The organism is Arthrobacter sp. HY1533, assembly GCF_027568515.1.
In the GTDB taxonomy this organism is placed as follows: domain Bacteria; phylum Actinomycetota; class Actinomycetes; order Actinomycetales; family Micrococcaceae; genus Specibacter.
Genome location: NZ_JANKZF010000001.1, coordinates 226,468 through 241,915, shown reverse-complemented (window position 1 = coordinate 241,915; position 15,448 = coordinate 226,468). Strand labels below are relative to the sequence as shown.

The window sequence follows — 15,448 nt, the reverse complement described above, 5'->3', positions numbered from 1 at the left end:
GGGCGAATCAATCAAAATTCGCTTACACACATCATTTGCTGTGGGAGGCTACGTCGCCTAGTAGAAATGCGACGTCCCGATGTGGGCCGGGGGAAGGGGCCGGGGATCTATGCGCAGTGTCCAGTCCGCCCCTGCCTCGCGCGCACTTCGCCCGTTCGTGCGGGCGTTTGCCCAGCGCACCCTCTCAGGGATCCTTGAGTCCCAGCCCATGCCGGCTTTCCTGGAAACAGTGGTCCACTTTGACTTCGGCGACCCCATCAACGTCCAGCTGCCCAACGGCTTGTGCCAGCCATCCCTGCCCATGTCGCTGGTGGGCCCGCACACGTATTCGGTCACGGGCCTGCAGTTCGAGGGGGACATTGATTCCTTCGCGATCTTCCTGGAGCCCACGGCCTTGTGGCCGCTCTTTGGGGTGCCAACAAGCCAGGTGGCGGAGACCCACTTCGATTCCCGGGACGTGCTGGGCAGCTCGCTGGCGGCCCTGTGGAACGTCCTGGCCGAAACCCCCAGCTTCGCCGGGCGAACCCAGCTGGCGGAGGTGTTCCTGCTCCGCCAACTGGATTTGTGCTGGCGCGCGCCCACCGCGGCCTCCGTTGCCGCCACGCTGCTGGCTCAATGCGGCGGGCGCATCACCGTCACGGACCTGGCCTGGCACATGAACGTTTGCGTGCGCGAGCTGGAGCGGTCCTTCATCCGGGAGCTCGGCGTCACCCCCAAGCGCTTCGCCCGGGTGGCCAGGTTCCAGGCGGCCCTGGACGCCAAGGTCCGGTGCCCGGAAAAATCATGGCTCGACATTGCTGTCAATGCCGGCTACCACGACCAAATGCACCTGGTCCATGAGTTCGAGACGTTCTGCGGCCTGCCGCCCACTGCCACCATGGGCAGGCTCGGCGATTCCCGCCCAGCGGCCCTGGCGTCCTCCCACGGATAGCTGCCGGATGGCGGTTCCGGGGGCGCCATTTCCATGCCGCAAAGGCAATCTTTTGGGGTTTTTGCCCGGCGAAAGTGGTTGTTGACAGGGCATCCATTCCGAGCGCATTCTTTGGATTGAACAGTTTGCGTGACCGATTTTCACCGCTACGGCGGCCCGGGGAATGGGCTGTCGTCTAGCGCCCAAAAATTTCACAGCTCCAGTCCTGGTGGGGGTTCTCATGCCAGTGTCAACAAGTTATCCGGGCGTCTATGTCACCGAGGTCGACAGCGGCGTCCACACCATCACCGGAGTGGCAACGTCCATCACCGCCTTCATTGGCAGGGCGGCCCGCGGGCCGGCGGACGCACCAGTGACCATCAACAGCTACTCCGACTTCGAACGCATGTTCGGAGGTTTGTGGCTGCAGAGTTCCCTGGGCTATGCGGTCCGGGACTTCTACCGCAACGGGGGCAGCCGCGCCATTGTTGTCCGGCTGTTCCACGGCAGCGTCCCTGATGCGGACGGCCAGGCACCGGGCAGCGGGGCCACGGCGGCCCGCAAGGTGGCCATGGACACCGCCAACGCGGTGGCCGGGGCAACGCCGGCGCTGGCCGCCGATGCTGCACAGGCCAAGACGGACAGCTACGCGGACCCGGACCAGAAGGCACTGTCGCAGACAGTGGCCACAGCCGCCAAGGGTGCTGTTGCCGCGGCCGGCGCCACAGTTGCCTCGGTGCAGGCCGCTGCCGTGGCCGCCGCCCTGGCCGCCACCAAGCTGGACTACGCAACCCTGGCCCTCGGAGGATTGCTCCTTTCGGCAAAGGCCCCCGGCGCCTGGGCCAACGGCCTGCGGGCCCGGGTGCGCCTGCTGCACGTGCAGGACCCGGTGACCCACGCCGACACCACGCTGCCCAACGTCTTCAACCTCATGGTCCGCGACGGCAGCACGGGAAGCGTGGAAACCTTCCTGAACGTGTCCATTGAGGCGGGCAGTAGCCGCCGGGTGGACCGGGTGCTGGCGGCAGAGTCGGCCCTTGTCACCGCGGCGGGCGCGCCGGGAGTGCTCCCGCCGGAGAGCAGCAACCCCGACAACGCCAGGGGCCAGTTCGACCCCTGGGCCGACAACGCGGTGGCCGCCACGGCAACGCAGCCCGCCTTGCCGGCCACCAACACAGGGGTGGCACCCGAGGGCCAGGCAAGCGACGGCGGCGCACTGACCACCAAGGATTTCAACGGCCCGGGAAAGCAGCTCGCAAAGCGGGGCCTGTACGCCCTGGACAATGCGGACCTGTTCAACCTGCTGTGCATCCCGCCCTACCTCGACCTCGACAGCCCCAACGACGGCGACATTGACTACGGCGGGCTGGTGCCGGATGCCGTGGCCTATTGCCAGGCGCGCCGGGCAGTGCTGCTGGTTGACGCCCCGCACCTGTGGACCACGGCAGCACTGGCCGTGGCAGGCATGGGCGCCCACGCCGTCGGCACCACCAGCAACTACGCGGCGCTGTACTTCCCGCGCATGGTTGTGCCTGATCCGCTGCGCGACAACAGGCCAGGGGAACTGGTGCCCAGCGGTGCCATGGCCGGAATCATGGCCCGCACCGACAGCAGCAGGGGCGTGTGGAAGGCCCCCGCCGGCCTGGAGGCAACAGTCAACGGGGCACAGGCGCTGACAGTGCCGCTCACCGACCCTGAAAACGGGAACCTGAATCCGCTGGGAGTGAACTGCCTGCGCACCTTCCCGGCAGCCGGGACCGTGGCCTGGGGTGCCCGCACCCTGGAAGGCAACGACCAGCTGGCCTCGGAATGGAAGTACCTGCCGGTGCGCCGGACGGCGCTGTTCATCGAGGAGAGCCTGTTCCGCGGAACGCAGTGGGTGGTGTTCGAACCCAATGACGAACCGCTGTGGGCGCAGGTCCGGCTCAACGTGGGCGCGTTCATGCACGACCTGTTCCGGCAAGGCGCCTTCCAGGGCTCCACACCCAAGGACGCCTACTTTGTGAAGTGCGACGCCGAGACCACCACGCAGAACGACATCAACGCCGGCGTGGTGAACATCCTGGTGGGCTTTGCCCCGCTCAAGCCGGCCGAATTCGTCATCATTTCGCTCCAGCAAATCGCCGGCGCGGTCCAGGCCTGAGGAGGACGCCATGGCCCAGTTCAGTGTCAATGCCCAGCGCTTTGACCCGTACAAGAACTTCAAGTTCCGCATCAAGTGGGACGGCCACTACGTGGCCGGAGTCAGCAAGGTGGGTGGGTTGAAGCGGACCACGGAAGTGGTCAAGCACCGCGAAGGCGGGGACCCGTCCTCGAGCCGGAAATCCCCGGGCCGCACCGAATTTGACGCCATCACCATTGAGCGCGGAGTCACCCACGACACCGACTTTGAGGCGTGGGCGTCCAAGGTGTGGGACTTTGGCACCGGGCTCGGGGCCGAGGTGTCGCTGAAGGATTTCCGCAAGGACATCATCCTGGAAGTCTTCAACGAGGCCGGCCAGAAGGTGCTCGCCTACAACATCCACCGCTGCTGGGTGTCCGAGTACCAGGCCCTGCCTGACCTGGACGCCAACGCCAACGCCGTGGCCATCGCCCACATCAAGCTGGAAAACGAGGGCTGGGAACGCGACACCTCCGTGACCGAACCCACCGAGCCCTCCCTGACCCCGGCCAACGGGTGATGGATCGTGCCCGGGCCGGGGGCAGCCCAACTGCTGGAGGTGTGGGGGAACGGTCTCGGCCAGGATCCCGTGCGCCGGGCCCTGGTCCTGCTGTCCGCCGCCGTCCCGGACACCGAACCGGACGTGCTGGCCGACTGGCCGCTGGGCAGGCGCGACTCTGAACTGCTAGCCTTCCGCGCCTCATTGTTTGGCCCGGGACTTGAAGCCATTGCGCAGTGCCCGGGGTGCGGGATGGAAGTGGAACTCGCCTTCACCGTAGGGGAGCTGGCAGGCACGCCGCAAGACCGGCACGCCGCTCCGCTCACGGTGCACCTGGACGGCTACGAGGCCACCCTGCGCCCGGTCACGAGCCGGGACCTCCTGGCAATGGACCCCGGCAACACCGAGGCCGCACTCACCGCACGCTGCATCACCACCGTCACGGAAGCCGGCGCCCCCGTGGAGCCCGGCACGCTGCCACCGGACGTGCTGGCCACCCTGGGGGAGGAACTGGGCCGGGCCGACCCCGCCGCCGCCACCGAGCTGAACGTGCAGTGTCCCGGCTGCGGCCACGGCTGGCTCGCACCCTTCCACATTGCCAGCTACCTGTGGAACGAGCTGCACCACTGGGCCCGCCGCCTGCTGATCGACGTCCACACCCTGGCGCGCGCCTACGGCTGGTCCGAGCAGGACATCCTGGCCCTGCCGCCCCTGCGCCGCCAGGCCTACCTGGAGCTGGTGGGGTCATGAGCTTCCTGGCGGGCCTGCTGCGCCGCGAACTTCCGCCCGCCCCCTCGGCCACGGGGGCCCTGGCAGGCACGACGCCGGCTGCCGCCGTGGTGCCCCGGCTCGCCTCCCGCTTTGAAGCCCCTGGCCTGCCCTGGTGGCCGGGCTCCGGGGAACAGGATGCTGCCTTTGAGGGGCGCGGGGGCACCGTAGCGCATCCCGGCAACGACTTTCCCGGTGCAGCGCCGCACAGGCACGGGGACTCCACCCCGGACGCGACGGCCCCCCGCGATCCCGGCAGGGCAAACATGGAAGCAGGCGGCCCCCGCCTGACGGGCGGGGCAGCGGCCCCCGTGGGTGTCCGGCCGCCAGGGGAGAAACCCGGAGCCGCCGGGCGCGCAACAAGCAGTGGCCGGGGCATCAAGGCGACAACGGGAGAAGCCGGGCGCAGGGAGACCCGGCCAGTCGTGCCACCGGCGCCAGTGGCGGGTGCAGCCCTCCCGGCCGCCCGGCGCCTTGCTCAACTCACCGGGGAAAATCGGCCACAGGCCCCGCTGTTCCCCACGGCAGGGGAGGCGGGCCACTTGGGGCGGGCAGCCGGCGTCGTCAATGGGTTGGAATGGACAGGGGACCATGGCCCCGCAACGCACCACCACGCTGATGGGCGTCCGGCGTGGCCGGATGCCGTCGAAGGGCAGGTGCAGCCGCGGCTGGAACCACTGGCCCGGCGGGAGCCGGCCAGGGCACCCGAACAGCACATCCATGTCAGCATCGGGCGCATCGAGGTCAGGGCCGTCGCGGCGGCTGCCCCGCAGCCCCCCACAGCCGGGCGTGCCGGGCTCATGAGCCTGGATGAATACCTGAGGGACAGGCCATGAGCAGCACCTGGGCCATCGCCGCCGTCACCGCCATGCTGCGAAACCTGCTCCTGTCAAAAATGCCGCAGCTTGACTCGGTGCTGCAGGACCTCTCAGTCACCACGCGAACGCCCGACGTGGCCCGCAAGACACTGACAGGCACGTCCCTGAACCTGTTCCTGTACGGCACGGCCGTCAACGCGGCCTGGCGCAACCAGGACCCGCCGCCAAGCCACGGCGGACCGGGCAGCCCGCCGCTGGCCCTGAACCTGCACTACCTGGTGACAGCCTACGGCCGCGACGACACCGACCAGGACGCCGTCAGCCACCGCGTGCTCGGGGCGGCCATGGCGGTGCTCCACGACCACTGCGTCCTGGATGCCGGCGACTTCGCCTCGGCCCTGCCCAACAGTGGCCTGGAGGACCAGGCCGAACGCATCCGCATCACGCCACTGCCACTGGGCGTGGACGAACTCTCCAAGCTCTGGACGGCGTTCCAAAGCAACATGCGCGTCTGCGCCGCCTATGAGGTCTCGGTGGTGTTGATCGACAGCCAGGCCCCGACCCGGGCACCGCTGCCCGTGCTGGCCCGCGGCGCCAACGACGAAGGCGTGCACTCCGTCCTGGGCGCCGCACCGCTTGTGGAAAGGATGCTGCCGCCGCGCTCGCAGGCCGCCGCCCGCCAGGGGGAGACCGTGCTGGTGGAGGGAAGCAGCCTCACCGCCGCGGGCACCGTGTTGCGGTTCACCAGCCTGTGGCGCCCGCCCGCGCCCCTGCAGCCACTGCCGCCAGCAGTTCTGGCACCCGCGGCAGGGCCGGACCCCGGCCAGCTGTCCGTGGCGCTGCCCGAGCTGGCCGGCGACCCGCTCGCGTGGGGGCAATGGGTGCCGGGCTTCTACCAGGTGGTGGCCGTGACGGCCCAGTCCGGGCTGCCCCCGCTGGTCAGCGGGGCCGTCGGGCTGGCCCTGGCGCCCACCATCACGCTCAGCCCCCATGCCCCGTCAACCGTGGCAGTTGGCGGCACCGTCACCCTCACGTGCTCTCCGCGGATCGGGGACGGCCAGAGCATTGTGGTCCTCTGCGGGGAGATCTCCGTGGCGCCTGCAACGGTGGTCAACCCAGCCCCCGGGGACCCCGGGTTCGCAAGCACCCCCACCACCGTCACCTTCAAGGTGCCCAACGTGGGAGCCGGCACCCACCCCGTCCGGCTGCGCGTGGACGGCGTGGACAGCATCCCCGTCACCTTCACCGGGGCCGTTCCGGCGTTCGACCCGGCCCAGCAGGTGGCAGTCACATGAGCACCCGGGAACAATGGCTGGCCGCCAACGACGACTTCCTGTCCACCCGCCTCGCCTGGCTCCGCGGCAGGCTGCAGGCGCTCGCCGACGGCACCCGCCATGCGCCAGGACGGGATCCGGCCGGGGATCCTGCCCCCGATGCCGGCCCGCCGGCCCCGGGACCGGACCTCCCCCTGGCCCGGTTGGCCGCCGCGTTCGGCCTGAACGGCTTCGAAACGGACATAGTGTTCCTGTGCGCCGCCATGGAGCTGGACACCGGGATGGGTGGCCTGTGCGCGGCGGCGCAGCACGACGACGGGCGCGGGCACCCCACCTTTGCCCTGGCCATGCAGCTCTTTGACGACCCTGCCTGGGACGCCATGTCCCCGGACGGGCCGCTGCGCCACTGGCCGCTGGTCAACGTTGGGGCCCAAGTGCCACTCACGGTTGCCCGGCTCACCGCCGACGAGCGCGTGGTGAATTTCATCAAGGGGCTGAACCACCTGGACTGGCGGCTCGGCAGCCTCCTTGCGCCGGTGCCCGCACCCGGGGCCCTGCCGCCGTCGCAGGCGGAAACCGCCGTGCGGATATGTGCCCTGGTGCAGTCGGCCAGGCCCGTGCAGGAGTTCCTGCTGGCCGGCAGCAGCCGCAGCAGCAAGGAGCTGGTGGCCGCAACCGTGGCCCGTGCCTTTGGGCTGGAGCTGTTCAGGCTCGACGCCGAAGCCCTTGCAGGCGGGCAGCCGGACTCGGTGCCCTTGGCCCGGCTGTGGCACCGGGAGGTGCTGCTGAACGCCGTGGCACTCTTCATTGACGCCGCCGACGCCGGGCCGGCCGGACAGCAGCTGGTGCGCCGGTGGCTGTCCGAATCAGGCGGGCTGGTGTTCGTGGCCGTCCACGAACCCTGGCCGCGGGCGGAGACCCTCAGCGTGGACGTGGCCCGGCCCACGGCGGCAGAACAGGCCACGGCGTGGGGTGCCGGACTCGATGCCGGGGGAGCCGCGGCACTGGCCAGCCACTTCGACCTGGACCTGCCGGCCATTGCGGACACCCTGGCCCGCGCAGCCGCCAGCCCTGGAGGTCCCGGCCCCACCGTCCCCGGCGACGCATCCCAGGAGTTTTCCGCGGTGTGGGCGGCCGCCCTGGACGCGGCCCGGCCCGCGCTGGACCAACTGGCCCACAGGGTGCCGGCCAAGGCCCGGCTGGCCCAGCTCAAGCTCCCGGATCCGGAGATGGGCCTGCTGCGCGAGATTGTGGGGCAGGTTGCCCGCCGCGGAACCGTCTACAACGACTACGGATTCGCGGCAAGGCTGAACCGCGGGACGGGCATCAGCGTGCTGTTTGCAGGGGAGAGCGGCACGGGCAAGACCATGGCCGCGGAGGCACTCGCCGCCGAGCTGGGCCTGCTGCTGTACAAGATCGACCTCTCCGCCGTGGTCAGCAAGTACATCGGCGAAACGGAAAAAAACCTGCGCAGCCTCTTTGACGCGGCCGAATCCGGCGGGGCGGTGCTGTTCTTCGACGAGGCCGACGCACTGTTTGGCAAGCGCAGCGAGGTCCGGGACAGCCACGACCGCTACGCCAACATCGAGGTCAGCTACCTGCTCCAGCGCATGGAAAGCTTCAACGGCCTGGCCGTGCTCGCCTCCAACCGCAAGGACAGCGTTGACCCTGCCTTCCTGCGCCGCCTGCGGTTTGTGGTGAACTTCCCCTTCCCCGCCCAGGCCCAGCGGCGCTCCATCTGGCAGGAGGCGTTCCCCGCCGAAACACCCGTGGGCGGGCTGGACCTGGACCGGCTGGCCCGGCTGAACCTCACCGGCGGCAGCATCCACAACGTGGCCCTCAATGCCGCCTTCCTGGCCGCGAACGACGGCGGACTGGTCACCATGGAACTCATGCTCGCCGCCGCGCGCAGCGAGTACCGCAAGCTTGAACGCCCCATCAACGACGCCGACTTTGCCTGGACACCGGGGGAGGTGCGCCATGGACATTGACGTGCACATCGACCGGCTGGTCCTGGACGGGCTGGGCCTTGACGCCCGCACCGCCGCACTCGTGGCCGCCGCCGTCGAAGCTGAACTGGCCAGCCGCCTGGCCGCCGGTCCCTTCGACACCGCCATCGGCGCCGTCGCAGTGCCCTTGCTGCGAGCAGCCCCCGTCCAGGTGCCGGCCGGCGCCGGCCCGCAGGCCTTGGGCCAAGGCATTGCCGGTGCCGTGCTGGGAGGGTTGCGCCATGGCTGAGATGTTTGAACGTGTGGGGCCGGAGAAGGCAAGGCTGGCTGTGCAGGCTCCCGTTGCCCGCCCGGCGCGTCCGGCGGCAACTGCTGTGTGGCACAACGGAGGCAGCCCGCTGCCCGAGGAATCGAGGAAGCACTTTGAGGGCAGATTCGGCACAGACTTCAGCCAGGTCCGGGTCCATGCCGATGACGCGGCGGCCGGGCTGGCCGTTTCACTGAACGCCGCGGCCTTGACCGTTGGCAGCGACATTTACTTTGGCTCCGGACGGTACGCGCCCGGCACGGCCGAGGGCCGCACACTGCTGGCCCACGAGCTGGCACACACGCTGCAGCCGGCAGGTGAAGGCATCTCCGTCCAGGGGGATGCGGCGGAGCAGGCCGCGGAACACAGCGCAGCAGCCTACGCGGGCGGCCAAGCCATGCCCGCGCCGCACCGCGGGGCTGCCCTGCCCGGCGCCATCCGGTGCCAGCCATTGCCCGGCGGCCCCGGAACGGCCGACCCGGGAACGGCCTTGATCGAGGGCGCATCGCCCATGCTGGCATCGGCCATCGGATCCCAGAACCTGGACAATTTCCCCACCGGCCAGGCGGAACCAACGCCGGACCACCTGGGCCAGCTGAAAGTCCTGGCCACAACCATCAACATCCTGCTGCGGAGCTACCCGCTGTCGAGCATCACTATCATTGGCCACGCGGACACGGTGGGCGACGAAGCCAGCAATGCCACCCTGGGCCAGAACCGCGCCGACGCCGTGGCCGCCGCACTGTCCCGGCTGGATGTCCCGGCCATCATGAGCACGGAAAGCCAGGGCGAGGGACCCTCGCAGGCCGTGCCGACGGGCGACAAGGTTTCCAATGCCCGCAACAGGCGCGTGGAAATCCGCTTCCACCCCCGCAAGTCCCCGCTGGGCAGGATGGTGCCGGAGCTCGTTCCGCCGTCGAAACCGGGCGGTGTCACCTTTGGCGGTCCGGGCGGCCCGGGCGAGCGCAAGCCAATCGACCTGACCATCCACCCCAAACCCGTTCCTGACGGCGGCAGCAACCTTCCCCCGGACTACTACAAGCCGCTGCCCCCTCCGATCAAGGGCAGCGGGCCCAAGTCGGTGCTTGATGCCGTGGCAGAAAAGATCATTGACCCGGTCATCGACTCCGTGGCCGGCTGGCTGCCCAAGGACAAGCGGGCGTGGCTGAAGGAAAAGGCCCGCGACGGCGTCGAAAAGGGGTCCTCGGCCATTGCCCGCGCCGCAGCCGAGAGCCTGGGCCTGCACGACGCCGAGGGGCTCAAGGCCATTGAGCAGGCCGTCGAAGCGGCCATCAAGGACAAGGGCGGCAGCGGGGACCGCGGGGAAAAGTGGGACCAGGGCAATCGATGGGACCAGAGGGGGAAAACGCCATGACCACGGGTGGGCCGGGCAGCATGCTTGCACGCGAACATGCCGCCGATGCCCTCGCCAAGCAGATGACCGGACTGGCCCCGCGCCCGGAACGGCATGAACGCGCCGCGCCCCTGTCTACGGAGGCTACGGCGGCCCTGGCCCGCGGGGCGCGTCGCAGCATGGACTCCACAGGCCAGCCGCTGCCCGCCGAGACACGCAAGGCGTTGGAGCATGCCACCGGCGCGGACCTCTCCGGCGTCCGGGTCCACGCCAGCGACGCCGCCGGTCGCTTCGCCGCATCCGTGGGTGCCAACGCCGCCACTGTGGGGCAGAACATCCTCGGAAGCGCAGCCCGGCTCAACCCCGCCACGGCCGGCGGCCTGCGCCTGCTCAGCCACGAGGCCGCCCATGCTGTGCAGCAGCGGCAGTCCGCCGTACCCGCCGTCGCACTGGATGTCATTGACGATGTCCGTGACAAGCTCTCCTACGGCCTGAGGGACTGGGCCGTGACGGACGCCGACGCCACCTCGTCCCTGGCTGCCCTCGCCGCGTTGCCCGCCCCTGCCCTGGCTGCGGGGCTTGGCCGTCTGGAGCAAAAGTACCTTGACCGGCTCATCGACAACCTGCCCGATTCGGCCAAGTCCGGCCCCGCCTACCAGCGCGTGCTTGCGGCCATTGGTGTGGCCCGGGCCCTGCCCTCGGCAGAGGACTCGCTGAGCTACGGGCTGTTCGACTGGGCCGTCACCGACACCGATGTCAGCAACGTCTTCAACACCATGGCGAATTTGCCGGCAGCCCAGCAGGAGGCTTTTCTGGCCGGGCTGGACGCCAAAGGCAAGTTGGGCCGGCTCATCAACAACTCCAACGCGGGGCACCAGGGCCGCTACATCCGGCCCTGGATCAGTTCCCTGACTCCGGGCCGGCTCACGGCGGGCCAGCAGCGCATCCTGCGTGTGATCGTCACCGAATCGGACGACGGCGCCCTGCCCACCTTGATCCTGGCGGCCGGAACCCGCTTTGACGTCCCCGTGGGCCGGGGCGCCATTGCCAGCCTGACCGCCGCCGATTGGACGGTCCCTGCCCTGCGGCAAACTTACCTGGCCCTGGATGGGCTGCCGGATGGGCATGTGGCCCGCAACGCCGCGTTCCGGCGACTTGGCGCGTTCACCGAAGGCGCCGACGCGCGGGGCGAAACCACCACGGGCGTATATTCCGGCCGGCGGCTGGAACTGGACATGAACGTGGCTGAAACGCAGCTGACCGAAACGGCCCTGCACGAGACCGGCCATGCGGTGGACAAGCAGATGGGCTGGACAACCGGCAGCGAACCGGCGAACGCCTCCAGGGGCGGCTGGGTGCAATATGCCATCAACCCCGGCATCGTGGCCCATGACATGGTTGACGATTCCCACGCCGGGATCTTTGCCCTGCCCACCGTCCAGCGCGACGACGTGGAAACGGAAATGTCAACCGCCATGACCAACCGCTCCGTTGCCGGCATGCTCACGCGGATCAGGGCCCGGCCGTGGTACGCCGGGCTGGGCGCCCCCGTGAAGGCCGCCATAACCGCCGACCCCGCGCTGCCGGCCATTGGCACGGCCCTGGACCACCCGTGGTTCAAGCCCGACGGCGGCGACCGGCTGGGCGCACCCGACGCACACGTCTATGAACTCTCCGACCCGCCGTCCTGGAACCGCTACAACTTTGAGGCACGCACCAGGATGGTCACCCCCTACCAGTTCAACGGCCCCCCGGATTGGTTTGCCGAGGTCTATGCGCACTACTTTGGCGGGCCGGAAAAGCGAAGGTTGCTGACCCGGAAGGACCCTGGCACGGCAGCCTACTTTGCCTCCACGGTGGCACCCCTGGCCCCCTCGAGATGAGCGGCCGCAGCCGGGCCAGGACAAGCAGCACAGACCAGGAACAGGAAGGAACACCATGGAACAGGACGTGACGGCACGCATCCGGGAGGCAGTGGCGCAGCGCTCCCTGGAGCTGGGCGGCCGCGGCCTGGTTGCGCCCGCCGACGTCTCCGTCACGCTCAACCCGGAAGAGGCCGCCCCGGGCTGCCGCCTGTTCACGGCCAGCTGGGGCGCGGGCCGCGGCAGGGGCGGACTGTCCGGCCTGCTGCGCGACGACGAGCCGCCGGACACCTATGCCGGACAGGCCCTGGGCAAGTTGTTTGCCAGATGGGCGGAGACCGGACAGGTGCCGGCGGCAGCCGCCGTGGCCGCCGCGGCGGCACAGCTGCTGGATCCGGCCCGGCACAACGATCCCGTCCTGACCGAAGCGGACCTCGAGAACGTCCCGGGGGCCCGGCTGCCGGAACTTCTCGGCGGCGACCCGCCACAAGGAGTCAGCTTCTGGTGGTCCGACGGCGGCCGGCCACGCAACGTCACCGCGCGCACCGGCCTTGCCGGCATCACCATCAACGAGCAGGCCACGGCGACGGGAGGCACGCCATGAGCGCCCCGCCAAATGCGCCGCGCCTGGTCCGCGGCGGCATCGTGTTGATTGATCCCGACACCTCGGCCGTGCTGCGGATCATCGCCCTGCAATACAACCCGGCCACCCTCAGCCGAACGCTCGCCGTCCACGGCGCCGGCACCGACACCCCCGACCGCTCGGAGGTGCTGCGCATCAAGGGCCCGCCCACCGAGACCATCAAGTTCGAGGCCGAGATCGACGCCGTCGACCAGCTTGAACTGGGCGCGGCGCGTGCCACCGGCTCCGGGATCTTCCCCCAGCTGGCCGCCCTGGAGACGCTTGTCTACCCCAGCAGCGCGCAGCTGCTGGCCAACAATGCCCTGCAACAGGCCGGACGCCTGGAGATCCTGCCCATGGAGGCGCCGCTGCCCCTTTTCGTGTGGAGCAAGAACCGTGTCCTGCCCGTGCGCATCACCGAATTCTCCATCACCGAGGAGGCATTCGACGTGAACCTCAATCCCATCCAGGCCAAGGTCAGCCTGGGCCTGCGGGTCCTCACGGTGGATGACACCGGCTTTGCGCACCGTGCGGGCAGCCTCTTCATGGGCTACCTGGCCCAGAAGGAACAATTCGCCGCCGGCGGTCCGCAGGCCGGGCTCGGCACACTCGGAATCAGGGGGATCTAGCCATGGCCGCCAATTTTGCCGCCAACAGCCGCTACGTGTTCACCGGAACCAGGACATGGACTACGCCGGACGGCACGCCCATTGCCTACCTTGACCGCCGCTTGGTGCCGCACCCCGAGGCACTTGCCGGCATTGCCTGGCGCACGGTGGCTGCCGGGGACCGGCTCGACTCGGTTGCCGCGGCGGCCCTGGGCGATCCCGAACTGTCCTGGCGCGTGGCCGACGCCAACCGGGCCATGCTCCCCAGGGACCTGACAGCCGTTCCCGGCACGGTGCTGCGGATCGCACTGGCAGAGGGAATCCCGGGGGCGCCCCATGTCTAGTTCCCTGCAGCTGGGCCTCATGGTGGGCCCGGCCATAGCCCTCCCGGTCCCGGAATCCGTGATCGACGCCCTGGTCAGCGTCGAAGCCACCCAGGGAGACAACGGCCCCGGCGTGTTCACGCTCAAATTCACCATGAGCAACAGCTCGGTGCTGCCCACCCTCTTCCTGCTTGCGGGCGGATCCCCCTTCCCGATTGTGCGTGTGGTGCTCACCGCCACCGTCAACGGCTCCGTGGCCGTCCTGGCCGACGGCGTGGTGACCCAGGCACAGGTGCTGCCCGGCAACGACGCCGGGCATTCGATCCTGCAGGTCACGGGGGAGGACCTGGGCAAGCTCATGGACAAGCTGGATTTGACCGGCCTGCCGTTCCCGGCCATGCCGGCCGAAGCCGCCGTGGCGCTGGTGCTTGCCAAGTACGCCATGCTGGGCGTGGTGCCGCTGATCATCCCCAGCATCCTGCTGGATGTGCCCATCCCCACCGCCAAGATCCCCGCCCAACAGGGCACCGACCTGAAATACATCACGGCCCTGGCCAAAAAGGTGGGCTACGTGTTCTACCTGTCCCCGGGCCCGGTGCCTGGCGTGTGCACCGCCTACTGGGGCCCGCGGATCAAGGTCGGTGTCCCGCAGCCTGCCCTCAACCTGGACATGGACGCCCACAGCAACGCCACCTCGATCACCTTTACCTACAAGCCGCAGAAGGCCACCCTGCCCATTGTCTTCATCCAGAACGAGCAAACACACATACCCATCCCCATTCCCATCCCGCCCATCACCCCGCTGAACCCGCCGCTGGGGCTGGTGAACCTGCCGCCGTCGAACACCACACCGCTGAAGGAGACGGCCAAGTACACGCCGGCCCAGGCCATCATGGTGGGCATCGCGACCGCGGCCAACTCGGCCGACACCGTAGAAGGCGAAGGCTCCCTGGATGTGCTGCGCTACGGCCGGATCCTGGCGGCCCGGCAGTTGGTGGGGGTGCGCGGGGCGGGCCTGGCGTTCGACGGGCTGTACTACGTTTCCGAGGTCCGGCACTCGGTCAAGCGCGGAGAATTCACCCAAAAATTCAAGCTGAGCCGCAACGGGCTCATCTCAACAGTTCCGGTGGTGGCGGCATGAGCGGCGAACATTTTGGCAAGTACCGGGGCACCGTGGCACTGAACGTCGACCCGCAGCAAATGGGCCGCATCCAGGCCATAGTCCCCGACGCCACCGGGCTCATCCCGTCCACCTGGGCCCTGCCCTGCGTGCCATTTGCGGGCAAGCAGTCAGGGGTTTTCGTGGTTCCGGCCATCGGCTCGGCCGTGTGGATTGAGTACGAGCAGGGCGATCTTGACTACCCCGTCTGGACCGGCGGCTTCTGGGGCAGCGCGGCCGAGATTCCGGCGATTGCCCTGGCCGGCAACCCGCTCAGCCCCAGCATTGTGCTGCAGACCGGGCTGGGAAATTCCATCACCCTCAGCGACCTGCCGGGGCCGGCCGGCGGCATCCAGATCCGCAGCGCAGGCGGGGCTTCCATCCTGGTCAACGAAACGGGCATCACCATCACCAACGGGGCGGCCACCATTGTGATGGCCGGGCCCACTGTCACAGTCAACAACGGGGCCCTAGCCGTCACCTGACGGCCGCCAGGAAAGGGGAACACCATGCCGGGACCACTGCTTCATGTGGGTGCCACGGTGCTGTGTGCGCACGGCGGACAGGCCCAGCCCACCACGCCCAACCCGCGCGTCACGGTCGGCGGCCAGCCCACGGTGACCATGCCCCCGCCCTGGACCGTTGCCGGCTGTCCGATGCCGCCGCCCAACGCCGGCAACGGCCCGTGCGTCAGCGCATCGTGGACCACGGGCAGCACCCGCATCTTGTCCAACGGGCAGCCGCTGCTGCTGGCCGACAGCCAGGCGCTGTGCGCACCCACCGTCGCCCCGCTGTTGCCATCGGTCTTCCAGCTTCGGGTTGTGGGGGTGTGAG

General features: G+C 69.3%; 16 protein-coding genes. All 16 read left to right on the top strand.

The window, feature by feature from the left end; translation table 11 throughout:
• Positions 1-109 precede the first annotated feature (109 nt).
• A complete protein-coding gene (locus PCK14_RS01175; RefSeq protein WP_269936629.1) occupies positions 110-931 on the top strand; it encodes a helix-turn-helix domain-containing protein in 822 nt (273 codons plus the stop codon).
• A 220-nt stretch (positions 932-1,151) separates the two neighbouring features.
• Positions 1,152-3,053, top strand: a complete 1,902-nt coding sequence (locus PCK14_RS01170) for a phage tail sheath C-terminal domain-containing protein (RefSeq protein WP_269936628.1) — start codon at positions 1,152-1,154, stop codon at positions 3,051-3,053.
• Positions 3,054-3,063: 10 nt separating this feature from the next.
• Positions 3,064-3,591 (top strand): phage tail protein, encoded by a 528-nt coding sequence (locus PCK14_RS01165; protein WP_269936627.1) that lies wholly within the window; start codon positions 3,064-3,066, stop codon positions 3,589-3,591.
• A 6-nt stretch (positions 3,592-3,597) separates the two neighbouring features.
• Positions 3,598-4,320: a hypothetical protein gene (locus PCK14_RS01160; protein ID WP_269936626.1), complete on the top strand. Its 723-nt coding sequence runs from the start codon at positions 3,598-3,600 to the stop codon at positions 4,318-4,320.
• Complete coding sequence (locus tag PCK14_RS01155; protein ID WP_269936625.1) at positions 4,317-5,174, top strand: hypothetical protein; 858 nt, start codon at positions 4,317-4,319, stop codon at positions 5,172-5,174. The genes PCK14_RS01160 and PCK14_RS01155 overlap by 4 nt, the downstream gene beginning before the upstream one ends.
• Positions 5,171-6,451 carry a DUF4255 domain-containing protein gene (locus PCK14_RS01150; RefSeq protein ID WP_269936624.1) on the top strand — a complete coding sequence of 427 codons (1,281 nt, stop codon included), beginning with the start codon at positions 5,171-5,173 and terminating at the stop codon, positions 6,449-6,451. The genes PCK14_RS01155 and PCK14_RS01150 overlap by 4 nt, the downstream gene beginning before the upstream one ends.
• The gene (locus tag PCK14_RS01145) at positions 6,448-8,421 is read left to right on the top strand and encodes an ATP-binding protein (RefSeq protein WP_269936623.1); all 1,974 of its coding nucleotides are present in this window, start codon (positions 6,448-6,450) and stop codon (positions 8,419-8,421) included. Before PCK14_RS01150 ends, PCK14_RS01145 begins: the two co-directional genes overlap by 4 nt.
• Positions 8,411-8,668: a hypothetical protein gene (locus tag PCK14_RS01140; protein WP_269936622.1), complete on the top strand. Its 258-nt coding sequence runs from the start codon at positions 8,411-8,413 to the stop codon at positions 8,666-8,668. Before PCK14_RS01145 ends, PCK14_RS01140 begins: the two co-directional genes overlap by 11 nt.
• Positions 8,661-10,061 (top strand): eCIS core domain-containing protein, encoded by a 1,401-nt coding sequence (locus PCK14_RS01135; protein WP_269936621.1) that lies wholly within the window; start codon positions 8,661-8,663, stop codon positions 10,059-10,061. Before PCK14_RS01140 ends, PCK14_RS01135 begins: the two co-directional genes overlap by 8 nt.
• Positions 10,058-11,923, top strand: a complete 1,866-nt coding sequence (locus PCK14_RS01130; RefSeq protein ID WP_269936620.1) for an eCIS core domain-containing protein — start codon at positions 10,058-10,060, stop codon at positions 11,921-11,923. Before PCK14_RS01135 ends, PCK14_RS01130 begins: the two co-directional genes overlap by 4 nt.
• A gap of 55 nt (positions 11,924-11,978) precedes the next feature.
• Complete coding sequence (locus tag PCK14_RS01125; protein ID WP_269936619.1) at positions 11,979-12,506, top strand: hypothetical protein; 528 nt, start codon at positions 11,979-11,981, stop codon at positions 12,504-12,506.
• Positions 12,503-13,153 carry a hypothetical protein gene (locus PCK14_RS01120; protein WP_269936618.1) on the top strand — a complete coding sequence of 217 codons (651 nt, stop codon included), beginning with the start codon at positions 12,503-12,505 and terminating at the stop codon, positions 13,151-13,153. The genes PCK14_RS01125 and PCK14_RS01120 overlap by 4 nt, the downstream gene beginning before the upstream one ends.
• A gap of 2 nt (positions 13,154-13,155) precedes the next feature.
• Positions 13,156-13,476 carry a hypothetical protein gene (locus tag PCK14_RS01115; RefSeq protein WP_269936617.1) on the top strand — a complete coding sequence of 107 codons (321 nt, stop codon included), beginning with the start codon at positions 13,156-13,158 and terminating at the stop codon, positions 13,474-13,476.
• Entirely contained in the window at positions 13,469-14,596 is a 1,128-nt protein-coding gene (locus tag PCK14_RS01110) for a hypothetical protein (RefSeq protein ID WP_269936616.1), read from the top strand. The genes PCK14_RS01115 and PCK14_RS01110 overlap by 8 nt, the downstream gene beginning before the upstream one ends.
• Positions 14,593-15,099 (top strand): phage baseplate assembly protein V, encoded by a 507-nt coding sequence (locus tag PCK14_RS01105; protein ID WP_269936615.1) that lies wholly within the window; start codon positions 14,593-14,595, stop codon positions 15,097-15,099. The genes PCK14_RS01110 and PCK14_RS01105 overlap by 4 nt, the downstream gene beginning before the upstream one ends.
• 24 nt (positions 15,100-15,123) lie before the next feature.
• Positions 15,124-15,447 carry a hypothetical protein gene (locus PCK14_RS01100; RefSeq protein WP_269936614.1) on the top strand — a complete coding sequence of 108 codons (324 nt, stop codon included), beginning with the start codon at positions 15,124-15,126 and terminating at the stop codon, positions 15,445-15,447.
• The last annotated feature ends 1 nt before the right edge of the window (position 15,448 follow it).